General features: G+C 34.5%; 17 protein-coding genes and 3 pseudogenes. 3 read left to right on the plus strand and 17 right to left on the minus strand.

The window, feature by feature from the left end; all coding sequences use genetic code 11:
* Positions 1–59: 59 nt before the first annotated feature.
* The 4 genes and pseudogenes from IGI47_RS10330 to pfkB form a co-directional block, all read right to left on the minus strand.
* Positions 60–1,024, minus strand: a pseudogene (locus IGI47_RS10330) (tagatose 1,6-diphosphate aldolase).
* Entirely contained in the window at positions 1,021–1,479 is a 459-nt protein-coding gene (locus IGI47_RS10335; protein ID WP_438784148.1) for a fructose PTS transporter subunit IIA, read from the minus strand. The pseudogene IGI47_RS10330 and the gene IGI47_RS10335 overlap by 4 nt, the downstream one beginning before the upstream one ends.
* Positions 1,476–2,939, minus strand: a complete 1,464-nt coding sequence (locus IGI47_RS10340; RefSeq protein WP_438784150.1) for a PTS fructose transporter subunit IIC — start codon at positions 2,937–2,939, stop codon at positions 1,476–1,478. The genes IGI47_RS10335 and IGI47_RS10340 overlap by 4 nt, the downstream gene beginning before the upstream one ends.
* Positions 2,921–3,871, minus strand: a pseudogene (gene pfkB, locus IGI47_RS10345) (1-phosphofructokinase). The gene IGI47_RS10340 and the pseudogene pfkB overlap by 19 nt, the downstream one beginning before the upstream one ends.
* A 142-nt stretch (positions 3,872–4,013) precedes the next feature.
* Here pfkB and IGI47_RS10350 point away from each other — a divergent pair.
* The 3 genes and pseudogenes from IGI47_RS10350 (at position 4,014) to IGI47_RS10360 (ending at position 7,970) form a co-directional block, all read left to right on the plus strand.
* Positions 4,014–4,790, plus strand: coding sequence for a MurR/RpiR family transcriptional regulator (locus IGI47_RS10350; RefSeq protein ID WP_311929359.1), 777 nt, complete (start codon positions 4,014–4,016; stop codon positions 4,788–4,790).
* Positions 4,791–5,011: 221 nt separating this feature from the next.
* Positions 5,012–6,490: a nucleotide sugar dehydrogenase gene (locus tag IGI47_RS10355; protein WP_311929361.1), complete on the plus strand. Its 1,479-nt coding sequence runs from the start codon at positions 5,012–5,014 to the stop codon at positions 6,488–6,490.
* 202 nt (positions 6,491–6,692) lie between these two features.
* Positions 6,693–7,970: pseudogene (locus IGI47_RS10360) on the plus strand (ISL3 family transposase).
* Positions 7,971–9,038: 1,068 nt separating this feature from the next.
* On the opposite strand, the gene IGI47_RS10365 reads toward IGI47_RS10360, so the two are convergent.
* Genes IGI47_RS10365 through IGI47_RS10425 form a run of 13 tightly spaced genes read right to left on the minus strand, consistent with a single transcriptional unit; the run spans position 9,039 to position 23,204 of the window.
* A complete protein-coding gene (locus IGI47_RS10365; protein ID WP_438784152.1) occupies positions 9,039–10,451 on the minus strand; it encodes a flippase in 1,413 nt (470 codons plus the stop codon).
* Between the two features lie 58 nt (positions 10,452–10,509).
* Positions 10,510–11,502, minus strand: a complete 993-nt coding sequence (locus IGI47_RS10370; RefSeq protein ID WP_438784463.1) for an acyltransferase family protein — start codon at positions 11,500–11,502, stop codon at positions 10,510–10,512.
* Positions 11,489–12,571 (minus strand): hypothetical protein, encoded by a 1,083-nt coding sequence (locus IGI47_RS10375; RefSeq protein ID WP_311929365.1) that lies wholly within the window; start codon positions 12,569–12,571, stop codon positions 11,489–11,491. Before IGI47_RS10375 ends, IGI47_RS10370 begins: the two co-directional genes overlap by 14 nt.
* A gap of 38 nt (positions 12,572–12,609) precedes the next feature.
* Positions 12,610–13,776 carry a glycosyltransferase family 4 protein gene (locus tag IGI47_RS10380; RefSeq protein WP_438784154.1) on the minus strand — a complete coding sequence of 389 codons (1,167 nt, stop codon included), beginning with the start codon at positions 13,774–13,776 and terminating at the stop codon, positions 12,610–12,612.
* Positions 13,754–14,941, minus strand: coding sequence for a glycosyltransferase (locus tag IGI47_RS10385; protein ID WP_311929368.1), 1,188 nt, complete (start codon positions 14,939–14,941; stop codon positions 13,754–13,756). Before IGI47_RS10385 ends, IGI47_RS10380 begins: the two co-directional genes overlap by 23 nt.
* A gap of 4 nt (positions 14,942–14,945) precedes the next feature.
* Positions 14,946–16,142: an ATP-grasp domain-containing protein gene (locus IGI47_RS10390; protein WP_311929369.1), complete on the minus strand. Its 1,197-nt coding sequence runs from the start codon at positions 16,140–16,142 to the stop codon at positions 14,946–14,948.
* Positions 16,142–16,834 carry a sugar transferase gene (locus tag IGI47_RS10395; RefSeq protein WP_311929370.1) on the minus strand — a complete coding sequence of 231 codons (693 nt, stop codon included), beginning with the start codon at positions 16,832–16,834 and terminating at the stop codon, positions 16,142–16,144. The genes IGI47_RS10390 and IGI47_RS10395 overlap by 1 nt, the downstream gene beginning before the upstream one ends.
* Positions 16,824–17,834 (minus strand): NAD-dependent epimerase/dehydratase family protein, encoded by a 1,011-nt coding sequence (locus IGI47_RS10400; RefSeq protein WP_002323842.1) that lies wholly within the window; start codon positions 17,832–17,834, stop codon positions 16,824–16,826. The genes IGI47_RS10395 and IGI47_RS10400 overlap by 11 nt, the downstream gene beginning before the upstream one ends.
* Positions 17,835–17,857: 23 nt before the next feature.
* Positions 17,858–19,078, minus strand: coding sequence for a DegT/DnrJ/EryC1/StrS family aminotransferase (locus tag IGI47_RS10405; protein ID WP_311929371.1), 1,221 nt, complete (start codon positions 19,076–19,078; stop codon positions 17,858–17,860).
* A 13-nt stretch (positions 19,079–19,091) separates the two neighbouring features.
* A complete protein-coding gene (locus IGI47_RS10410; protein WP_438784157.1) occupies positions 19,092–20,909 on the minus strand; it encodes a polysaccharide biosynthesis protein in 1,818 nt (605 codons plus the stop codon).
* Between the two features lie 13 nt (positions 20,910–20,922).
* Positions 20,923–21,687: a tyrosine-protein phosphatase gene (locus IGI47_RS10415; protein ID WP_438784159.1), complete on the minus strand. Its 765-nt coding sequence runs from the start codon at positions 21,685–21,687 to the stop codon at positions 20,923–20,925.
* A 27-nt stretch (positions 21,688–21,714) separates the two neighbouring features.
* Positions 21,715–22,413, minus strand: coding sequence for a CpsD/CapB family tyrosine-protein kinase (locus tag IGI47_RS10420; RefSeq protein ID WP_311929375.1), 699 nt, complete (start codon positions 22,411–22,413; stop codon positions 21,715–21,717).
* 11 nt (positions 22,414–22,424) lie between these two features.
* A complete protein-coding gene (locus IGI47_RS10425; protein WP_311929377.1) occupies positions 22,425–23,204 on the minus strand; it encodes a YveK family protein in 780 nt (259 codons plus the stop codon).
* Positions 23,205–23,207: the final 3 nt, after the last annotated feature.

The raw sequence follows: 23,207 nt of genomic DNA on the forward strand, positions 1-23,207 counted from the left end.
CAATATTTTTTTAAATAACTAATTATTTTATCAGGCCGCCACCTCAAACAATTCTTTTCTTATTTCTTAATATAAATAGAAGTTGCTGTTTCTTCTAATAATGTACCTAATTCTTTACTCTTTCGTTTTCCTTCTTCTAACAGCCAAATACTTGCTCCCTTTTCGCCTTCTGTAACAAAAGGTGCTACTCCCTTCGCCCATGTTGCACGCCCGCATAAGACACCGTTGAATGTTGATCCTGATTGTTTTGCAAAACGCAATGTCTCTTTAAATAGTGTAGCACTGACTCCCGCACTTAAGGTAGTTCTGTCACTTTCGATTGTTCATAGAAATACGTGGATGCTTCTGCTTGACTATAACAAGCCACTTGCCCATACCCTTCCACAAATTTCATGTTCACTGGAACTTCGACTTTCAATACATCCACTTGATAACGTTCTTTTGAAAATTCTCGCATGCCTTCAATAACTTTATGTGGTTTTACTTTTGCATAATCAAGAGAAGATGTATCAACAATAGTTGCATCATAAGAAAGAATCTCTAAAAAGAAAGGTATGCCTTCTGCTTCGCATTCTGAACCTATCCGTTCTATAAATATTTGTTTTTGCACATTAATCTCAATTGTTTCATCAACGTCATAGTACAATAAAAATTTACAAGCATCCGCACCAGCTTCTTTTAATCTTTTCACTGACCAACTATTCAATAAATCTGGTAATCTTCCCGATATTTTTGTATCATAGCCGGTTTTTTCATAAGCTAGCAGCAAACCACATTCTTTCTCTCGAAGCTCTGCTGCAGGTAGTCCATATTCTGGATCGAGTAAGATAGCAGAAGCATGCGGAGTCAGGCACTGAGAAACCAGCCGTTTAAATTTGATTATGTCTTCTGGTGTCACTTCTTTATATTGGTCGATCATTTTCTTCAAAGCACCACGCTGGTCGATTGCTAACGCGTTAATAATACCAGTTCTATCCGTCAATCGCTTCAAACGTTCCTGTTTTTCTATACTCATTTTCTTCATATATTTCCACCTATTTCTTTAATTAATATTGTGGCTATTTCTGTTTTTGACTTTGCTACTCTCAACTGTTCTGTAATCTCTTTTCGCATCAATGATCGTGCAACGAGTGACAATAATTTCAAATGAGTTGTTCCTGCTTCTGAATCTGGAATAAATAAGGCAAAAACAAAATCAACTGACTTTTTATCTAAACTGTTCCATTCGATTCCTTTGTCTAGTGTGATGATGATCAAACTAGGTTCGTTGATTGCTTGAGACTTCGCATGAGGAATAGCAAAACCTGACATTATCCCTGTAGTACCTTCTTTTTCTCTTTCTAGAAGTTTTTGATATACTTCTTTTTCGTCATGAGCAATTCCTAAACAGAATGTTTGCTTTGCTAAAAACATAAATACTTCTTCTTGACTATCCAATGGCTGTTGTAAAAAAATATTCTCTTTATGAATGATTGTCATGATAAGTTTCCTGCATTCCCTTCTTCGATAACTGTATGATTTGCTACTTCGTTATCCATCTTCTTTTCTTTATAATTTACTCTTTTCTTTTGGATCAACCCTAGTATCACTCCACCAACGACCGAACCAATAAGAATCGCTGTAACCCATTGGATTTTCCCCGTCACTACAGGTAATACTAAAAAACCGCCATGTGGGGCTGGTACTTGGACACCAAACAAATAAGTCAAGACAGCAGCAATTGATGAACCTAACATCATCGTGGGTAACACTCGAATAGGGTCTTTCGCAGCAAACGGAATAGCTCCTTCTGTAATATGAGTTGATCCTAAAATAAAATTAACCAAACCTGCATTACGATCATTGGTATCAAAATAGTTGCCAAACAATAAAGTCGCAAAACCAGTAATCAACGGTGGTGCAATGCAAGCTGCTGACACACCAGCCATAAAGGTCGTGTTTCCTTGTGCCAAAAGAGCGGTTCCTGTTACATATGCTGCCTTATTAACCAGTCCCCCCATATCAAACGCGCACATACAGCCAACAATCACGCCAAGAACAAGTGGATTCGAATGTTCAAATCCAGCTAAAAAACTCATCATTCCTTCATTTATAGCCTTCATTGGACCCGCCAGCAAAGACATCACGATGCCAATAAACGCTACACCAATAACTGGATATAAGAAGATTGCCTTCAAGCCATCTAGTTGTTTAGGTAAAATTGTCAGTAACTTTTGCAAAAATAAGACAAAATAACCTGCTAAGAATCCAGCTAAAATTCCTCCTAAAAATCCAGTACCACCATTCATAGCCACGATTCCGCCAACAAACCCAACGACTAACCCTGGGCGTTTCGCGATCCCTTCTGCAATATAAGCTGCTAAAACTGGAACCATCATTCCCATTGCTGCATCGCCAACTGCTTTTACCATCGCCGCTGTAGCATTGTATTGTGCATGATCTGGATCAAAAGAATAGATTCCCCAAACGGCAAATGAAATAGCAATCAATACTCCGCCAGCGACTACAAAAGGCAACATATGAGAGACACCATTCATTAAATTTTTATAGATACTACGACCAAAATTAGCACCACTCATCACTTCTGGTTCTAAAATATCAACAGCTTCATTATCTGCTAAGACAGCACCTTTACCTGCTAATGCCTCGTCAATCAACCGTTGCGCATCCTTGATACCCGTACTGACAGATACATCAATGACTCGTTTTCCCGCAAATCTTTCTGAATGGACATCTTTGTCTGCAGCAATAATGACAGCATCTGCCTCTTTGATTTCTTCAGCCGTTAATTCATTCTCGATCCCAATTTGTCCATGAGTCTCCACTTTGATCGTAATGCCTTTTTTTCTAGCTGCTTGCTCTAATGCCTCTTGCGCCATGTAAGTATGCGCAATTCCTGTCGGACAACCGGTTGCTGCAATTAGTTGATATTTTCCCATCTTTCAAACCTCTCTTCCTTGATTTTGATTTGTTTACTTAATTCTTCCACATCCAAAAAATCAGTCAGTCCTCTACGAAAAGCGGTAGAGCTGCCCGCTGCTATGCTTTTACGTAACATTTCATCAAGCGGTCGCCGATTCATGTGTCCTGCTAAAAAAGTGCCCAACATGGTATCACCTGCGCATGCTGTATTGACAACTTTTCCTTTTGGCGAATTCCCCCGAATCACCCTGTCTTTCGTAAAAAGAATTGCTCCTTTCTCACCAAGGGATAACAAAATATTTTCTGCACCTGACTCTACTAGTCGTTGTCCATAAGTAAAATAATCTTCATCTGTAATCATTTCTCGTCCAAACCAAGAAGAAAGTTCTTCCTCATTTGGTTTCAGCAAAAACGGTCGATAGGGTAAACAATCCATGACTTCTTGATCACTACTGTCAATAATCAAATGAATCCCCTTTTCCTAACAAATCCGACTGATTTCTATTAAAACCTTTGGAGACAGCCCTCTTGGTAAACTCCCAGAAACACAAAGATAATCTTCTACTTGTAATGCTCTTATTTGATTTAAAAAATTATGGACAGCTGTCTGCGGTATTTCAGGTCCTTGATTCACTAATTTGTATTCTTCTCCCGTTTGATTGACTTGTGTAAATACATTGATACGAGTCATACCAGGCACTTCAATAAAATTTGTTTGGATTTGTTTCTGCTGTAAATAGTCTTCTATATACTTTCCTGTGAAACCAGCAGAAAAACCTAATGCCGTACTTGGGAAATCTAGCATCTTTAATACTAGTGACACATTCACCCCTTTTCCGTTTGCCTGAATATCATCCTCTTTTGTGCGGTTTACCATAAAAGGATGCATCTCATCTGTTTCAATAAATAGATCAATTGCCAAATTCATCGTGCATGTGTAGATAGACATAACCAATGACCTCCTTGACTCTATTATGAAATACGCGAAAGAGAAAATGTTTTCTTAATCGTTCCAACGAAAAGAAAACCTTTACATTTGTAAACTCGTCGTGCTATTTTTTAACTAACTTTTGGTGAAAGAAGGAAAGAATATGGATCACAAATTAAGTGAAACAGAACAGTACCTCTGGAACTTTATCGAACACCACATCCTAGAGATCCCTAACTACTCCATCGTGAAACTAAGTGAACAAGCAAATGTCTCAACAGCCACCATTGTGCGGACAATGAAAAAGAAAGGCTATGAAGGGTTTACTTCGTTTAAGCATCATCTAAAAGAAAGAGAAAACAAGAACATCAATTTTTCATTTTTAGATAAAGTAGACAAAGGTATCCGCCAAGCCATTCTAAAAAATGAACAAGAAGTGATACGTACGATCAATATGTTGGAAATCGGAAACATTGAGGATGCGATACAAAGAATCAAATTTGCTGACCGGGTTTTTGTCTTTGCACGAGGATTTTCAGAAATGATTGGCCAAGAAATGCTGGTAAAACTTCAACTAACAGGAAAAAATTGTCAAATGCATACTGATCCTGAAATCATCAAAAGCATCAGTCGGAAACTAACTAAGAAAGACAGCGTCATTTTTGTTTCTTTGAATGGTGAGACAAAAGAACTTGTCACCGCCGCAAAGAATTGCTACGATGCAGAGATTGGTTCGATTCTAGTTACAGCCAATCATTCCTCTACACTCAAAGATTATTGCGAGATAAATCTCGTAGGTTTCAAATCAGAAGGTTCTTATTTCCCTGATTATGAAGTACGGTCACGCTTGCCTCTCCAGATCATCGCGAGAATTCTGCTTGACGCCTATGCATTGCGTATGGGGGGAAATCGAGAAGCAGTTCATCGTGATTGGTTATAGTATAAAACATCATATTTTTTATATTGTATGGGCTCACGGAAACTTTTTTATGCATAAGGTTATTCGCAATCCACAAAGTTACTTTAAATAACAATTAAAACTACTAAAAACTAAAAATATCTTTTTAATCAATAAAAAATTGACACATTTATTAATAATAGGCTATTCTATTATAGAAGATACGATTTATTGTTATTATTAATAACAAAAAGGAGTGTATTATGAAAAAGTTATCTCAAAAAAATTTAGCCCAAATTGTTATTAAATCTAGAAAATCCCTAAAAATGACACAACAACAACTTGCTGTAGCTACTGGTATCAATCGTGCCTTAATTAGTCGATTAGAATCTCTAGACTTTATTCCTTCAATACCACAATTAGAATCATTAGCAGAAGTTTTAAATTTTGAACCAACAGATTTATTTATAAATGAATCAAATGAATCAAACAGACCAAAATATCAGTCGAGGAATATTGCTGTAGCCGGTACTGGCTATGTAGGTCTTTCCATTGCTATTCTTCTTGCTCAGCGCAATCAGGTAACAGCAGTAGACATTATTCCTGAAAAAGTAAAACAAATCAACAATAAGAAATCTCCAATCCAAGACGATTACATTGAAAAATATCTAGCTGAAAAAAAACTTAATTTAATTGCAACTACTGATGGTGCAGCTGCTTATAGTGAAGCCGATTTTGTTGTCATTGCTGCTCCAACAAATTATGATAGTAAACAAAATTATTTTGACACTTCTGCTGTAGAGTCAGTAATTAAATTGGTGTTAGAAGTCAATCCAAAGGCAATAATGGTCATCAAATCGACGGTACCCGTAGGCTATACTGAAAGTATTCATGAAAAATACAACACTAAAAATATTCTATTCAGTCCAGAATTTCTCAGAGAATCTAAGGCATTGTATGACAATCTATATCCTTCTCGAATTATTGTCGGCACGGACCAAACTGACAAAACTTTACTAGAAGCCTCTCAAACTTTTGCAGATTTACTCCAAGAAGGAGCAATCAAAAAAGATATCGAAACCCTTTTCATGGGATTTACAGAAGCAGAGGCAGTTAAATTATTCGCTAATACTTACCTTGCACTTCGAGTATCTTACTTCAATGAACTTGATACTTATGCAGAAATGAAAGGACTAAATACACGGGAAATCATTCATGGGGTTTGCTTAGATCCAAGAATTGGCACACATTATAATAATCCATCTTTTGGATATGGAGGCTATTGTTTACCAAAAGATACAAAACAACTTCTCACTAATTATAACGATGTTCCTCAGAATATGATAAGTGCAATTGTCGATAGTAATCGCACAAGAAAAGACTTTATAGCAGATCAAGTGTTAGAACTTGCTGGCACGTATGACGCGAACAGTTCGTGGAATGCAGAAAAAGAAAAAGAAGTAGTCATAGGTGTATACCGTCTTACAATGAAGAGTAATTCAGACAACTTCCGTCAGTCATCTATTCAAGGAGTTATGAAGCGAATTAAAGCAAAGGGAGCAACCATTGTAATTTATGAACCAACACTTGAAAATAACACTACATTTTTTGGATCAAAAGTAATAAATAATTTAGATGATTTTAAAAATATCAGTCACAGTATCATTGCTAATCGTTACGATAGTAATCTTGATGATGTAAAAGAAAAAGTATATACCAGAGATTTATTCCAACGAGATTAAAAAATAACACCTCGGATTTGTAGTCTCTCTGAGGTGTTTCTATAAACTCTTATAAGTAAAAATGGCTCTATACTTTTTGATGTTGGTGAAGTTCGCCAACATCTTTTTTGTATAAAAAATATAGAAAAGACACCCTGAAATCCTTTAGAATTAATTTGGCTACCAATTCATAGGAGGATTCAAGATGTCTCATACTTAGCTTATCAAAGATACCCTAAATATTCTAGACCTAAATATCCATTTCGAGGAAAATTGTTTAACTAAAGAAAAATATAAAGGGCGAATTTGCTTGATTTACAAAGGAACTCTTCTGTATACGCCAGAAGAGTGTCCCCATTGTCTTTGTGTCCTCCCCTCTAGGATCATTCGTTGGGGGACGACACCCGTTCGGTTGTTACTGAATGATGTGTCTGAGTATCGCACTTATCTGGAGTTTAAGAAACAACGATTTAAATGTAAGTCTTGCCAAAGAAGATTTGTAGCGAATACCTCTGTTGCTGAAAAACACTGTTTCATTCGTCAAAAAGTTCGTTGGTCTGTCATTGCTCGCTTAAAAGAGAATACTTCCATGACGGAAATCGCCCGTCAGAAAAATATTTCTACTTCTTCGGTCTATCGTGTTATGAAGCGATTCTACCGCCCATTGAATCCTTTCAAACAGACTTTGTCAAAGGTCTTATGCTTTGATAAATTCAAATCGGTTCGAAGTGTTGCCAGTGCAATGAGTTTTATCATGATGGACGGACAAAGCCATGCATTATTGGATATTGTCGAAAATCGACGCTTGCCTTATTTAGAACGCTATTTTTCTCGGTTTTCCTTAGCGACTCGTGAAGCCGTTAAATTGATTGTTATTGATATGTATGCGCCTTATGTTTCGTTGGTGAAAAAGCTTTTCCCGAATGCTCAGTTGATCATCGACCGTTTTCACATCGTCCAACATATTGGCAGAACTTTCTTGAATCATCGATTGAAAGAAACCACTGCACGACTTAAAGGAACTTCCCACTCTCAACGAGGGTTAGGGAAAAAATTGAAACGCTATTGGAAACTCCTACAAAAAGAAGAAGAAAAGTTAAACTACGAAAAACGGGTTTGGCGTGCCAGTTTTAAAGATTATTTGATTGAAAGTGAGATTGTCGATCGACTGTTATCTATTTGTCCCAACTTACGCCAAGGCTATCAGTTATACCAAGACATTCTTTATGCGGTAAAGAAAAGAGATCAGTCACTATTTGAGGACTGCTTAAACAGAGAAGTCAGCGGTCTTCCTGAAACCTATAAAACCACTTTATGAACGTTTAAAAAGTTTCTGCCACAGATCCAAAATGCGCTTCACTACAGCTATTCAAACGGAGCATTGGAATGTTTAAACAACCACATCAAAGTATTAAAACGCAATGCGTATGTCTTTCGCAACTTTTACAATTTCAAACTAAGGATCATGATTCGTCATGGCAAAACGTTTTTAACTAAATAAACAGAACAGAAAGAGGATTTCTTCTTTCTGTTCTGTCCAAATTATTCTAAGATTTCTCTTTACCAACATCATTTGACAAAGAGCCTGAACTGCGAGGGAGATCACAAAGAGCGAATAAAATTCCCCTTAAATAACAATGGAAATAATGCAACTACTTGCGACTACTTGTAACTAAAAAAGCAATATTACCACTGCTAATTATGTAAAAAATATTTTTCTATCCATAAATATCTTGTTACTCTTTCCTGTTTTATTTCGAAACAATTTAATTGACCGAGCTTAAAAGCATTAAAAGTCTGTTAAATGTGAAGAACATTGCGATAGAAGCTTGATTTGTTTTCTCTCTCCGTTCATATAAGAAAAGGAAAGAGAGGAAAAGTCTTTGATGTCTTGCCTAACCGAAGAAAAAAGACTAACTTATTATTCATGTTTTCTCAAAAAAGGCCTGTATAGGGGACACTATATTGTCACGAATACGAATACTACTTATTTTCAATAGTTAAAAAATTTTACAAATGCAACTGTCATAATTGATTGCTTCCACATTGTGCAACACCTAAACAAGTTTTTCGACCTTGTTCAAAAGTATATGATGAAATAGTTGAATCAAAAAGCCACCTCACAAGCTAAGTATTATCAAAAATTAAAATTTCTTCTCTCCTCTCTTCAAAACTTAAAATGATTTATCATTATTACCGGAAGCTACTTAGTACTTATCACACGAAACATTCAGTACTTAATAGAATATCCAAAAAGTTCCTTCAGAACTTCATCACATTAAAACCTAAAAAGAATTGCGTATAGATTTTACCGTTTCACAAATATGCACTTATAAATTATTCTATTCAATAGATCAATAGCTACGTTTAACAAACACCAAAATTAATACTAGTTACTAGCTTTGATGTTCATAGATATCTCTATTAATCGCATTCGTTAATGAGCCATATAATAATCTCGTGTCCGTTTTATTTTCTTTGTAATTTATGAATATTAATTACACCTTATAAAAAGTTTTTCTTAAACAATCTTTCCATCATGTTCTTTTAATTTATACACTTATTAAAACTATTGTAATTGAAATTTTCTTTTTTTTAAAAATAATAGAAAAAGACCAGTTAACGCACAATATATTATACTTCCAACAATTATTTTAATTACCATTGTAGTAAAAAAGTCCAAAATTAAAATATCCCAACGAATTAAAATTGCATACATTATTAAGCTAAAAAAGATAAATGGCATCCCGTATATTGCATATTTGAATACATTGATCTCTTTTCTAATGGCAAAACACTGAATAAAGAATACTGTACCTTCTGCTACAAATGTTCCTATTGCTGCTCCAATTGATTGGTATTCTGGAATAAGAAGTACATTTATAATTATATTCATAATAGCACCTAAAATTACAGAAATAATATACACCTTATCTCGTTTGTATGGAATTAGATACTGTGTTCGAACAACATTTGCAAATGCAAGAAAAAGACAGCTTGGCATCAATATCTGAAAAATATCAATACATTTTTCAAAACCATTGCCGTAAAACCAAGGAACAAATTCTCTAGCTACTGCCATAATTCCAAAACTTAAGGGGGAAGCAACAAGTAAAGTTAATACGAGTGATTTCTTCATATATTGAAGACCTTCTTTTTCCTTCTTATCAGCAATCATATTAGAAATTCTTGGTAACATAACCGTTCCAAGCGCTGTAATAAGAGCTACTGGAATTTGAAGAATCTTTTCACAACTTTCATAATATCCGACCTCATTGCTAGTTGACATTCCTCCCAACATTATTCTAGCCATAAACTTATAGAGACTGATTGCTATGATAGGTATAAATAATACTAAATTTGGCTTTACGTGGTGTAATATATCCGAAATATTGATCTTTACAAAAGAAACGTACTTTCTTAACATAGTCCATAAAATGATTTGAGCTATCAAAAAACCAATAACATTGGCAAAAGCATAAATATATATATCCCTTTGATTCTTTACAAACAAAAAAATACAGATAATAGATATCAATTTAACTGCACTATTTCTTGCAACAGTAATTTTAAATTCTTCCATTCCAAAAAAAAACCAGTTAATATCAAAAGCTGCAGAAAGTACATATGCCAACATAATCCATCCCAACAATTTATCATTACATAAAAAAATAATATATAAGATATATGCAACAATAGAAATAACTGCGAAAAATAATTGAAATAAATAGATACTCCAAAAAGTTTTTGATTGTTTTTCTTTATCACCACTTACAGTGGCAATAGTTCTGTTTCCATAATTATTTACGCCAAGCATTGCAAAAATAGAAAAATAGTATGCTATTGCAAATGCATATGAATATCTCCCTACTCCATCTGAGCCAAGAACTCTTGATACATAGGGCGTAGTAATTAGTGGAATAATAATAATTAAAATTTGGTACAGTATATTCAATATCAAATTTTTTCTTACTGTATGCATACTTATAATCTCCCCTTGTATTCTATAATTATCTTCATTTTTGTGTTATACTGTACCACTATCTCTCTCCAGTTAGAGCCCAATTTAATAGCAAATTTTTTTTAATAATAAAATGTTCGATAATAAGAGAGCCAATTAGTCCAAATATAAACATGAAAGAAACACAAACTATATAATTCAATTCTAGTTTATTCCAAAAAATATATCTTACTAAAACCTGTATTGGACCATGAAGTATATAAATATACATACTATCTACTCCTAACTGGCATAAATATCCTTTTATTGTACTTGAAAAATTCGAATTTTCTATGCGCTTGGAAATAATTAGTACAACAATTACACCAATTATAGCTAAAATGGCGGAAAGAAATGTCCAACTAAAAGAGTAATATGCCAAAAATAATACTCCAAATAAAATAATAAATAAATATTCCTTTTGATTATCTAACTTTTCTTCGAAATTTGCGATTTTTGTGCTACAAAGGAATCCTATAACAAAAAAGAAATAATTATAACAAAAGTACCTTAATACACTATATGATATAAAAATTAAATTACCTCTGGTTACAAAAGTAGCAATAAATGATAATAACAGTATAAAGTAAATGTTATTTTTATTAATAAATATAATACTAATTATGTTAACGAGTAATAATACATATAAAAACCATGCCCCGCCATTTGGACTTATTCCAATTAATATTTTCCATAAATCTTTAATTGGGTACGTTGAGGTAGCCATTTTCGATAAAAAAATTCTTAAAGGTATATATGCTACACTCATAAAGATATAAGGAATGAACAAACGTTGAAATTTTTTAAATACTTGACAAAAATTAAACTGTAAAATAATTTTTTTTGCTAAATATCCAGATATAAAGAAGAATAGTGGCATATGAAATGTATAAATAATTTGTTTAATGATATCAAAAGTCAATATACTTATTCCTCCAGGTGAGCTCTCATCTGGAAATGAGTGTCCTACTACAACTAATATTATTCCTATCCCTTTAGCAATATCTAAATACTTTTTTCTATTTTGATTCATAGACACTAGGAAACTCAACCTCTCTTATTTGTTTTTGTAATATTATAAAAAAGAATATTGCAATAATAGATTCTGGTATAAATAGAGTTGATTCAAAAAAACCATAAACTAAGATAGTTATAATAAATCTCCACTCAGAAAATTCACTGTTAATAAGAACCTTACGCAACATGAGTAACCACAATAAAAAGCCTACTAACCCAAAAGTGGAAAAAAGCATTATATATGAATTATCTAGCAATTGTTCATTCATACCTATTATGTAATTCTTAATAGTAAACGAACTCATTCCTTGTGCTATAATAGACATTCTATTAGTCAGTAGTTGGTTAATAAAAGGAAAGACTTGGATAACTTTTCCAGCAAACAAAAAAAATCCTGTTATTACTATTACAAAAAATATAAAAAGCTGACTTATAAATTTTCTTATGTTATCAAATCTCTTAAAAAGCCATGTAATAAGAATAAAACATATAAACGCATAAAATGCTGACCTGGTATCAGTTAAATAGAAAAAAAAGATAGATAGTAAACATATCCCCAATTTGATTATAATTTTATCTTTGTATTTATCGTAAGTTAATAATAAAAAGGGAAAATAGAAAAGTGAAGATTGGTTAATATTTTTGAATCCTAAATAGTATCTAGTTCTTCCAAAGTCAGTTGAAATATTATTGGGTAAAATCTGAGCGATTAGCAGTATAAGCCATAATATATTTACAGTAATCAAAATTTTAAAAAATGTTGTTTTTATATGATTCAATCTATCATTCTTTAAATAAAATGAAATCAAATATAGCACTAATATATTTAGTGCTACTGATTGTGAAAAAACATAATAGTAAGTAATACAAATTGGAACTATAATTATATCAAAAATCGATACTTTTATTAAATCTACTGTAAAAAAAGCCAAAACGAGTATTACAATAACAACAAATCGTACTGTATCTGTATTAAACAGCTGAATTCCAGTCGTTGAAAAAAAAAGATTTAGCGTCAAAATAAAAACACAAAAATATACTATTGATATCTGTAGTTTCTTGTTTCTATTTATATTTTCTTCCATATAAGCTGCCCCTACTTCCTTCAATTTTGCTATATAATTTAATCCTTTGAATGCTCATTTATTATCCTTTTGAACATATCTTTATGAGCTTCAATAGCGTCATTCTCAGCAACTTTCTTTTTATAATAATCTATAGAATTATTTGAGAGCTTCTGAAATTCATTCGAATTTAATTGCGCAATTTTTTCAATAGATTTAATAAACTCTAATTCATTCTCTAAACAACAAGCGTATCCTGCCTTATCATCTAAATCATTCCAAAGTGTTGTGTTTTTACTAAGAATTACCGGGCATCCATTAGCTAGTGATTCTGCTATTACATGTCCGTAATTTTCATTAAATGTTGGAAATAAAAAACAATCATATTTTTTAAATGTTTTTCCTACTTCATCAGGTGACAATATACCACAATAATTCAATTTAACATTAGCTGGTGCATCTTGCCCTATTCTTTCACATTCATTCCAATATTCTGGTGATTCCTTTGGTCCATATACATCAAAAATAACTTCATAGTTTTTTATTTTTGAAGCTACAGTCACTGCATATTTTAAATTTTTTACTTCATGAATCCGTGAGATAAACACCATTCGAATTTTCCCTGCCACTTTATTATAACCTATTCTGTAATTCTCTGGCATAAGTGGAATATTTCTAACATAAGAAATCCGTTTAGTAGGCGCTCCGATATAATGCTTGAGTCCTTCAAATTCATCGTCACTCGTTGCATGGAACCAAGCTCCCTTATAAAAACCAAATTTTCTTACCATATATAGGTATGGGATCTTCTTATACGCCTTTAAATTTGTAACTCTATCACGACTCACTTCTCCTCGGGGAGAGAATAGCACAGGAAAATTTAGCTTTCTACTTAATTTCATTGTACAGAGTTTTATCTCAGGGTGTAGTATACCTGAAAACCAAACTATATCTGGTTTTATCTCGATAAATAACTTTTCAAGGCGATTCAAATTAAAGTCAAAGTATTTATCTGGTACATAAAGTACTTTTGCCCTTCCAACTTTGTTCCATCCTTCTTTTATATTAGGAAAAACCTTTTTATCTCCAAAATCATGATTCGAGGCTACAATATAAAACTCGTATTCTTCGCTACAAGTATCCACAGTATTTTTAATACTAGTTACTGGACCACCACATCGTTCAGATGGTAAATACCAACCATTAAAAATCAATATTTTTTTCATTGTTTTTCTCCTTGTCATTCAATAACTCACTAATCACTGTATCAAAATTATTTATAAATGCACTTTTACTAAAATATTTATCAAATACATGTCTCGAATTTTGTTTTAGTATTCTTACTTCTTCTATACTAATCATAGAAATTTTTTCAACTATAAAATCTATATTCTGTATATTAATATTAAAACCACAATTATTTTCTTCTATAATTGTTTTTGTATCCCCTGAAATATTATTTATCAAAGGTAATCCCGCTTCAAAATAATCTATACTTTTCATTGTCAAACCAACACAGACGGTTTCTTTCATGATATTAAAAGCAAAACTGCATCTACTGTATATTTTAGATTTTTCAACCTCATTATAAACTACTCCATGATAATTGACTTCAATATTTTTTCCACATAACTTAGAAATTAAATCTTGACGTTGTTCGCCATCGCCAATAATGTGTACTATTATCTTTTTCTTTACCGCTATTTTTTTAGAAATTTCTACTATCAGATCAACATCAATTATATTATTGATAGATCCAACATAAACTACTTCTATACATTCATTCGAAATTTGTTCTTTAGGCAATTCAATTGTTGCACTATCTTTACATAAATATATGGTACCGCCTTTAATATCCTTTGTATTAGTGTTTACTAACCCTTTAAATAAATTGCATTCAAATATTGTAAAATCAGCCTTTGCAATGTATTTATCTCTTAATGAAGCCCATATCTTCATTGGAAACTTAAATAAAGTTTTCTTTTTTCTACTTATTGGCATTGTTTCTGGCCACATATCACCGAGTTCAAATATGAGCTTTGTTCCTTTAAAACTACTTTTGTTAGTGGCAAAATATTTAAAAAGGAAATTCGGAGGCCCACTAACATACAACAAATCCGGTTGCAATTGCAGGGCTCTCTTTACGCTTTTTCTTGCAAATACCCTGTGGGATTGAATTCTTGAAAGTGATAAATTCCTCCTATATTTTGGCACCTTCAGCAATTCTAATCCTTTTCGATCGTTTTGATACTTTTCCTTATTTCTATGATCAAAATCAGAAGAAAGAATTTTTACATTATATCCAATTTTCTGAAGATACTCCTCTACAAATTTAATTCTAACGTTGTAACTATAATTATCAAACGGAGTAACTATCACTGCTTTTTTCATATTCTTATTCCATCTCTACTTTTATTTTACTCATTGCACTGTTGCACATTCGAGCTGCCTCTTCCGCACTATCCCCCTGTGCAATCACAAATCCCATTCTCGCTGTACTACTGTCAATCTGCGTTATCGTTTCACCAATATCATGAGTAATGCTAACTTGTTGAATACTTGCCATACGATTAGCATCCTCAACACCATATATGTTCTTTATAACTCCGGCTGTTTGATTGAAATATCTTATCGCGCTACCCTTAGCAAACTTAGGAGTTATATCTGGTTTTTCTCCTAACGCTATTCTAATACAACACTCCACCATATTGACTCCTGTTGATAGCGTCACTAAATGTGTTGTAATACAATCACCGCCTAGTCTTGCACCAAGTTCTACAATCTTAGGGCCACTTTTGGTTACAATAATTTCTGTATGCGACGGACCATTTGTAATTCCTAATGCTTTATTAGCGGATTTAGCTACTATCTTTATTTGTTCAGAAATCGAATCAGAAAGTCTTGTTGGCTGTGTATGACCCATCTCCACAAAATGTGGGGAGCCAGTTGTAATCTTATCTGTGATCTGAATCACATGACATGTACCGTCGATTGTAATTGTTTCTACGCTAACTTCTGGACCTTCCATCCATTCCTCGACCACTACATCTCCATTTCTAGAAAACTCCTTGCTGTACTTGTAAGCCGCTTGAATCAGCTCACTATCTTCTCGACTTTCCAATTTAAAAATTCCTCTACTACCAGAATTATCAGTAGGCTTTACTATAATTGGAAATTGTAATGATAAAATAGCTTTCTCATATTCCACTTCATTCGAAACTTTATAAAACTTCGGAATCGATACATTATGTTCTTTAAGTACTTTTCGCATTTCAGCTTTGTTAGTCACTCTCAGAGCTGTATCACTGGTAATCCCAATTAGATCCAATTCCTTGGCCACAGCAGCTACGGTTCTCATTGGCATATCGCTTGCCAATGTCATAACACCATCTATTTTATGTCTTTTTGCGGCTGCCACAACGGCTGGGATATCTATTGTACTTATTATTTCAGGAATAACTCCTTCAACCTGCAATCCTATTGCTTCTGGATTCATATCAACTCCAACAACCTGTAAACCCATTTCTAATGCCTTCTCAATGGCAGGAAGCTGAAGGATACTCGCACCCAAAATCATTATCCTTTTATCCATTATTTAACCTCCGAAATATTTTCTGTTTTACTTCCATCTTCATTGAGAACATAGGTATTATCTGTTGTAGTATCTATTCTATTAACATTTTTGTGGCCCAAAACTGTAACAATAGTCATGAATACTATCTTTATATCAAACCAAAGCGATATATGCTTAACATAGTAAATATCATTTTTCAGTTTTTCTTTTGTTAAGACTGAATTTCTATTTACAGCCTGATTATATCCAGTAACACCAGGGCGTACTCTAAGAATAATCTTCTCCTCATCTGTATAAGTAGCTGATCCTATAGGGGTATCTGGACGTGGACCTATAAATGTCATATCTCCCTTAAAAATATTAATAATCTGCGGTAATTCATCTATACTCGTTTTCCTTGCAAATTTTCCAAACTTAGTTACGCGAGGATCATCATCTCCATTATATGTAGAGCCATCAGCAAGACGTATATCTGGAGCATTTACTTTCATAGAACGCAACTTAAACATCTTAAATGTTTTTCCATATCTACCTGTTCTATTAGCCATATAAAATATCGGCCCGTGATCTTCCTTTTTGATGAAAATTGAAGAAAAACCAATTACAATTCCTACCGGAATTAACAATAATGTAGAGCAAACAATATCGAAACTTCTTTTTATAAATCTATATCCTATACTCCCAGCTGGAGTCATTTTACTATTTAACATAATGGAAGAGCTCCTGATATTTATTAGAATCTAAATCTTTTTTATAATCTATCATCATAACTTTAAAGTCTGCATATTGGGGAACAAATCCAAAATCACGCTTTGCTTTATCCATAGAGAATATATATGAAGGGGTGTTATTAACCACTTCAGGTCTATAAGTGATCTTAGATTTTTTCTCCTTACTTGGAGCCCACAACTCTGCAATAATCTCTGCCTGTTCTTGCAGTGTAACACCACGACCGGATGTCATGTTATACAGACCATATGTATGCTCACTTTTCATAGCTAAATAATATGCATGAGCTACATCTTTAACATATACAACATCACGGCTAAGATTTGGGTCACCAAAGATACAAATATCATCACCCACTGATGCATTATCAATAAACTTTTTCAATCCTGATTTTTTCAGTGTTCCATTAATGTAAAAACAATCATGAGGTCCTACTCCGTATACAGGTGGAAATCTAAACCATGCATTTTTCATACCGTGCTGTTGATTATAGTACTCCATAGCATCATTAGCGGCGTTCTTTGAAAATACATACACAGCGTGATCACCTGTATATATAAAATCGCGTGGTTCGTCTTCGGTAATTATTTTCTTCCCCCATGCGCCTCTAACATCTGCATATGAACAGTTTGAAATAATTCTGTTTATTCTGTTTCTTCTACAATACTCAAGTACATTAATTGTTCCAATAGTGTTGACAGCAAAATATTCATCTGCATTTTCATCTTCATCTAAATTCACCTGTGCATTTGCCGGGAGCAGACCGCTCAGGAGAATCACTCCATCTATGCCTTCTTTCGGAAGCTGCTCAAAATCTTCCTTATGGGTTAAATTTAAATTAATATATTGAACTCCAAGTTTATCATAGTGTTCTTTAAACTTGTTATTTCTACCAGTAACAATTACCTGTTCTCCTTGTTTTAAAAATTCAGCAACAGTATAAACACCAATAAAACTGGATGCCCCAATAACGATATACATATGATGCTCTCCTTTATTTTTGTTTAAATATATTCCTTCACAGTATCACCATAGTTATCGATTACATATGCAATCTCTTCATCCGTCAGTTTTGTATGAAGTGGTAGTGTGATTTCATTAGCAAAATGCGCATACGCATTCATATAATTCTTAATGTCAAATCCAAGTTTCTTATATGCAGTATGCATTGGCAGTGGCTTATAATGTACATTACAAGCAATTCCTCTCTCTGCCATCCTAATGATAATTTCATTTCTCTGCTCCGGTGTAATTTCTGGAATGCGTGTGATGTATAGATGACCGGAACTCTGGTATTTGTCTGTATAATGATTCAGTACCTCAATACCAATAGGCTTAAACGAAGCATCGTATTTTGCAATGATGTCTTTACGTCTTGCAAGCAGTCTAGGATAACGCTCGAACTGAGCCAAGCCAATTGCAGCAGTTACGTCTGTCATATTACATTTATACCATGGACCCACAATATCATACTCCCATGCACCCAACTTTGTTTTAGTAAGTGCATCTTTTGACTGTCCATGCAAAGAAAGCAACTGGCATTGATGATACATTGCTTCATTATCTAGTTTTTCGTGCTCTTTCCATACCAAAGCTCCACCTTCTGCAGTTGTAAAATTCTTAACAGCATGAAATGAAAATGTTGTCAAGTCAGCAACATTACCAACCATCTGATCATGCCAATTAGCTCCTAATGCATGAGCAGCATCTGCCATAACAATTATACGACCATAAGCTTTCTGAATCTCATTACTAGGATGAAACAAATTTCTTTTTTTCTCCACAATCTCAAAAATACGATCGTAGTCACAAGGTATACCACCAAGATCAACGGGAATAATCACTTTTGTCTTCTCCGTAATTGCTGCTTCTAATGCATCGTAATCCATCTCCAAAGAATTTTGTTGACAGTCTACTAAAACTAGATTCGCACCTACGTGACATACGACCGATGCACTGGCAGAATAAGTATAGGCTGGGACAATGACCTCATCATTCTCTCCTATTCCTAGCAAACGTAACCCTGTTTCTGCAGCAGCAGTTTGTGAATTTAAACAAACTACTTCAGATGCTCCTAACCATTTTGTAATTTTTTTTTCTAATTCTTTTGTCTTTGGTCCCGTAGTTATCCATCCAGATTTTAATACTTCTACAACGTTTTTTATTTCTAAATCAGTAATATCTGGCGGTGAAAATGGAATCTGACGTTTTTCTAATTTATTCATTTATATTTTCCCCCTACTTATTCGAAGCATTCGCAAAAGTGACGATGTCTTTAGCCAATTGTTCATCGTCTTGCGGCAGGCTCTTGACGAAGTCCATCACTGTTTGTATCGAGTAGCCTTTGATGTTTCCTACAAAGATTTTCTCATAAACTGCTTCATCATTTCTTTCCTTATCCAACAATAGTTCTTCATATAGTTTTTCCCCTGGACGGATACCTGTTTCAATGATTTCGATTTCGTCTTCGCTATACCCGCTCAATCGGATCATGTTTTTGGCTAGATCCACGATTTTCACTGGTTCGCTCATATCTAGAATAAAAATTTCGCCGCCTTTTGCTAATGCGCCAGATTGAATAACTAAACGACTAGCTTCAGGAATCGTCATGAAGTATCGGGTCATACGAAAGTCTGTTATAGTTACTGGTCCACCTTGAGCAATTTGTTCTCTAAATACTGGGATCACACTGCCGCGAGAACCAAGAACATTCCCAAATCTAACAGCTGAAAATTTCGTACAGCCTTCCTCATTCAGTCCAGTCACGATCATTTCAGCGATTCGTTTCGTTGATCCCATGACGTTTGGCGGATTGTTCGCTTTATCTGTCGAAACCATGACAAATTTTTTCACCTTAGCCGCTTTGGCTGCTTCTGCTACATTTTTTGTACCGAAAATATTATTTTTGACTGCTTCTTTTGGATTACATTCCATCAGTGGTACATGTTTGTGGGCAGCTGCATGGTAGACGATATCAGGATGGTATTGTTCCATGATTTCATTGATTTTCGTTCGATCTTGGATATCCGCGATGATTGGTACGATTTCTGTAGAGCACATTTGATTGTGCGTACGCAATTCACGATCGATCAAGTAAATCGAGTTCTCCCCATGTCCTAAAAGCAATAGCTTAGCAGGATTGAATTGGATGATTTGCCGACAGATTTCTGAACCGATTGATCCTCCTGCGCCGGTGACAAGAATGGCTTGGTCTGCGATCTGATCTCTGATAGATTCAATATCCAACTCTACCTCATCTCTTCCAAGTAAATCTACTACATCAATTGTTTTTAATTTTGATACGCTTACTTTTCCTGATGCAAGTTCTTCCATAGAAGGCATCGTATTGACTTTCACATGAGAGGATTCGACAAACTTGAAGATTCTTCGTAATTTTTTTCTTGATAAAGAAGGAATAGCGATCGTTACCATTTGTATGTCATATTTTTCGATCAATTCTGGAATATCTTTTAATGCACCTAGTACTTTTTTTCCTGAAAGATACGTATTTCTTTTATTCGGATCATCATCCACAAACCCGACCACGTGGATATCTTGAGCCGTTTTGGATCCAACAAAGCTGTTGTATAAAATACGCCCGCCTTCGCCAGCACCAACGATCAATGTATTTTTAGCAGAATCTGCTGATATATATCTCGTATTTTTTGTTTCGACATAGATACGCCAGATCAATCTGCTACCTATGATTAATAATAGTGAAAGTAGGTAAGTAAAGATGACTAAACGCAAACTATACTGTTCGTTTATAAAAAGCAAGACGATAATACTTGAGATGGCACTTGCAGATAGTGAACCAAAAATAGCAATAATCTCTTTTAAATTTGTATAGCGATTGATCCGAGTGAAAACTTTGAATAAACTACCATAAAATAAATAAAAACCAATTGATAAACCGATAGAGATTAAAATAAGGTCCATTGGTATAGCTACAAACGGCTTCATAAAATTAACAGCTGCGCTATTTGCTACAATCAACAACAAGCTGTCCACGAAAATCAAGATGGCGATTTTTCTTCTTCTCGTTAACACAAACATTTTTTAACTCCCCCTAAAATAAACCAAACTTCTTCTTTTTTACCTCTTCATAGTCTGGATAACTGATCATATCCCCGTTGATCAGGTCCTTTGCGACTTGTTTCATCTGTTCTACTTTTTCCTCACCAAAGTCCTTAGCAATCTGCTCATAGCACTCTTTTAAGTAAAAGGTGCGCTTAGAGACCCCGTGGGCATCAGAAGCAGCCATCTGCACGAGATTATGTTTGACCATCGTTTTGGCTGTTTTCTGTATATCTTTGCCAAACACACCAACATAACTCGGCGCAGTAAGTTGGGCCAAACATCCCATATCTAGGAATGGCAACAAATGATTTGGGTCTTTACGAAAATACGCGTTTCGTTCTGGATGGACGATTACTGGAATCTTTCCTAGTTGCAACAGCTCAAAAAAGATTTGTTCTGCATATAAAGGTACTTCAAGTGTCGGAAATTCGATCAAAAGATATGTATCATCTAAATCTGTAAATAAAATTTCATCTCGGTGGATGTCTTCGATGAGCGTTCCGGTAATACGTATTTCTTGTCCTTCCAATAACGTCAAAGGCAACTGTCTTTTCTCTAATTCTGCTTGTAGTGAAGCGACTAGAGAAATGACTTGTGATTTTTCATTGTTATATTTGCCATTATTATGGTGTGGTGTGCATAAAATATGCGTGATGCCTTGTTGAATCGCTTTTTCAGCCATAGCGATACTTGCATCTAGATTTTCTGCTCCGTCATCGATTCCTGGTAAAATATGGCAATGAAGGTCAATCATTTCTCCTGTCTCCTCCCTTATTATTGCTTAATTTCCGTAGTAATAGTCAGCATCTTTGCTGTGTTCTGCTCCGTTGTATACAACACCTAGGACGCGTGCTTGTACCATCTCCAGCAGTTCTTTTGCTTTAGTCAAGGATTCTTTACGTGACGTATTTTCACGTACAACCAATAAGGTACCATCCGTTTTTGAAGACATGATCTGTGCATCAGTCACGGCTACTACTGGTGGCATATCGAATATCACCACGTCAAATAACTGTCTTGCTTCTGCTAAGATCTGATCCATTCTTGGCGAAGTTAACATTTCTGATGGATTGGGTGGCTTAGGCCCACTAGGCAAAATCGACAAGTTCTCGACTGGCGGCCGTTGGATCAATTCTACTAAACTTTCTGATGAACTAAGCACTGTACTTAGTCCGCTTGCATTATCCAGTTGAAATGTTTTATGGATAACAGGCTTACGTAAATCTGCATCTACTAGCAGTACTCGTTGACCAGATTTAGCAAAAACGACTGCAATATTTGCTGCAGTAGTTGATTTTCCTTCTCCAGGACCTGATGAAGTCACGACAATCGTCTTAATTTGCTGACCAGCTGCGGAGGCAAACTGGATATTGGTCCGAATCGTCCGATATTGTTCAGCGATTGGTGAAGATGGGTTTGTCAATGTAATCAAACTGACTGCATGATTTTGAGTTGTTTTTTGTTTCTGTGTTCGTGCCATTTTTCTTCCTCCTAGACTCTTGATCGGCTTCTGCGTGATGGAACGTTTTTATCGTTTGTGTCTTTTGGTCGTGTAGGATTTGGTTTCTTTTTACGAATACTAGCGTTCAATTCTTTTGCTGACATTTCAGGAACTGTCCCTAAGATTGGGAAGCCTAATGTATCCATCACGTATTTTTCGTCTTTTACTGTCCGGTCGAGTAATTCGAATAAGAATGCAAGACCTACACCTACCATCATTCCCAATACTAAACCAATCACTAGATTCAATTTATTATTTGGCGAAACAGGTGTCGTATTAGCAACTGCACCTGAAATGATTGATATTTTATCGACATTCATCACATCTTTTGCATTCTCTTGGAAAACTTGTGAAGTTGTATTAGCGATCTGTTGGGCAGTTACAGCATTCGTACTTGTTGCTTGGATCGAGAACATTTGTGAATTTTGTGATTGATTGACCGAAATTGCATCTTTGATTTGTCCAGCAGTCATTTTTACCTTGTCTTCTGTTTGTAAGCGATCTTTGACTTCGTTTAGTACTAGATCACTGACAATCATATCTTTATACGTATTGATCATTTGTAGATTCGTATTGACATCATTGACGTTTGCAGTGTCTGATTGCGGCAATGTCACGATCAATTGTGCTTGCGAGCTGTATTTTGGCGTCAAGATGAAAAACGTCACGATTCCTGAGATAGCCAAGCCAGCAAACATTGAGATGATGATTGTTATCAAGTGTTTCCGTAATGTTTCATAAATTTCTTTCAAGCTGATTGTTTCTTCCATTTT

Origin of the sequence: Enterococcus sp. AZ191, assembly GCF_051713845.1 — a bacterium.
Taxonomy (GTDB): Bacteria; Bacillota; Bacilli; order Lactobacillales; family Enterococcaceae; genus Enterococcus_B; species Enterococcus_B durans.

Bases quoted from the DNA above. Each gene is read 5' to 3' on its own strand.
- IGI47_RS10420 (WP_311929375.1), bottom strand. From the start codon at position 22,413: ATGGCACGAACACAGAAACAAAAAACAACTCAAAATCATGCAGTCAGT.
- IGI47_RS10375 (WP_311929365.1), bottom strand. From the start codon at position 12,571: ATGGAAGAAAATATAAATAGAAACAAGAAACTACAGATATCAATAGTA.
- IGI47_RS10365 (WP_438784152.1), bottom strand. From the start codon at position 10,451: ATGCATACAGTAAGAAAAAATTTGATATTGAATATACTGTACCAAATT.
- IGI47_RS10385 (WP_311929368.1), bottom strand. From the start codon at position 14,941: ATGAAAAAAGCAGTGATAGTTACTCCGTTTGATAATTATAGTTACAAC.
- IGI47_RS10405 (WP_311929371.1), bottom strand. From the start codon at position 19,078: ATGAATAAATTAGAAAAACGTCAGATTCCATTTTCACCGCCAGATATT.
- IGI47_RS10335 (WP_438784148.1), bottom strand. From the start codon at position 1,479: ATGACAATCATTCATAAAGAGAATATTTTTTTACAACAGCCATTGGAT.
- IGI47_RS10350 (WP_311929359.1), top strand. From the start codon at position 4,014: ATGGATCACAAATTAAGTGAAACAGAACAGTACCTCTGGAACTTTATC.
- IGI47_RS10380 (WP_438784154.1), bottom strand. From the start codon at position 13,776: ATGAAAAAAATATTGATTTTTAATGGTTGGTATTTACCATCTGAACGA.
- IGI47_RS10400 (WP_002323842.1), bottom strand. From the start codon at position 17,834: ATGTATATCGTTATTGGGGCATCCAGTTTTATTGGTGTTTATACTGTT.
- IGI47_RS10340 (WP_438784150.1), bottom strand. From the start codon at position 2,939: ATGGGAAAATATCAACTAATTGCAGCAACCGGTTGTCCGACAGGAATT.
- IGI47_RS10410 (WP_438784157.1), bottom strand. From the start codon at position 20,909: ATGTTTGTGTTAACGAGAAGAAGAAAAATCGCCATCTTGATTTTCGTG.
- IGI47_RS10395 (WP_311929370.1), bottom strand. From the start codon at position 16,834: ATGTTAAATAGTAAAATGACTCCAGCTGGGAGTATAGGATATAGATTT.
- IGI47_RS10370 (WP_438784463.1), bottom strand. From the start codon at position 11,502: ATGAATCAAAATAGAAAAAAGTATTTAGATATTGCTAAAGGGATAGGA.
- IGI47_RS10390 (WP_311929369.1), bottom strand. From the start codon at position 16,142: ATGGATAAAAGGATAATGATTTTGGGTGCGAGTATCCTTCAGCTTCCT.
- IGI47_RS10425 (WP_311929377.1), bottom strand. From the start codon at position 23,204: ATGGAAGAAACAATCAGCTTGAAAGAAATTTATGAAACATTACGGAAA.
- IGI47_RS10415 (WP_438784159.1), bottom strand. From the start codon at position 21,687: ATGATTGACCTTCATTGCCATATTTTACCAGGAATCGATGACGGAGCA.
- IGI47_RS10355 (WP_311929361.1), top strand. From the start codon at position 5,012: ATGAAAAAGTTATCTCAAAAAAATTTAGCCCAAATTGTTATTAAATCT.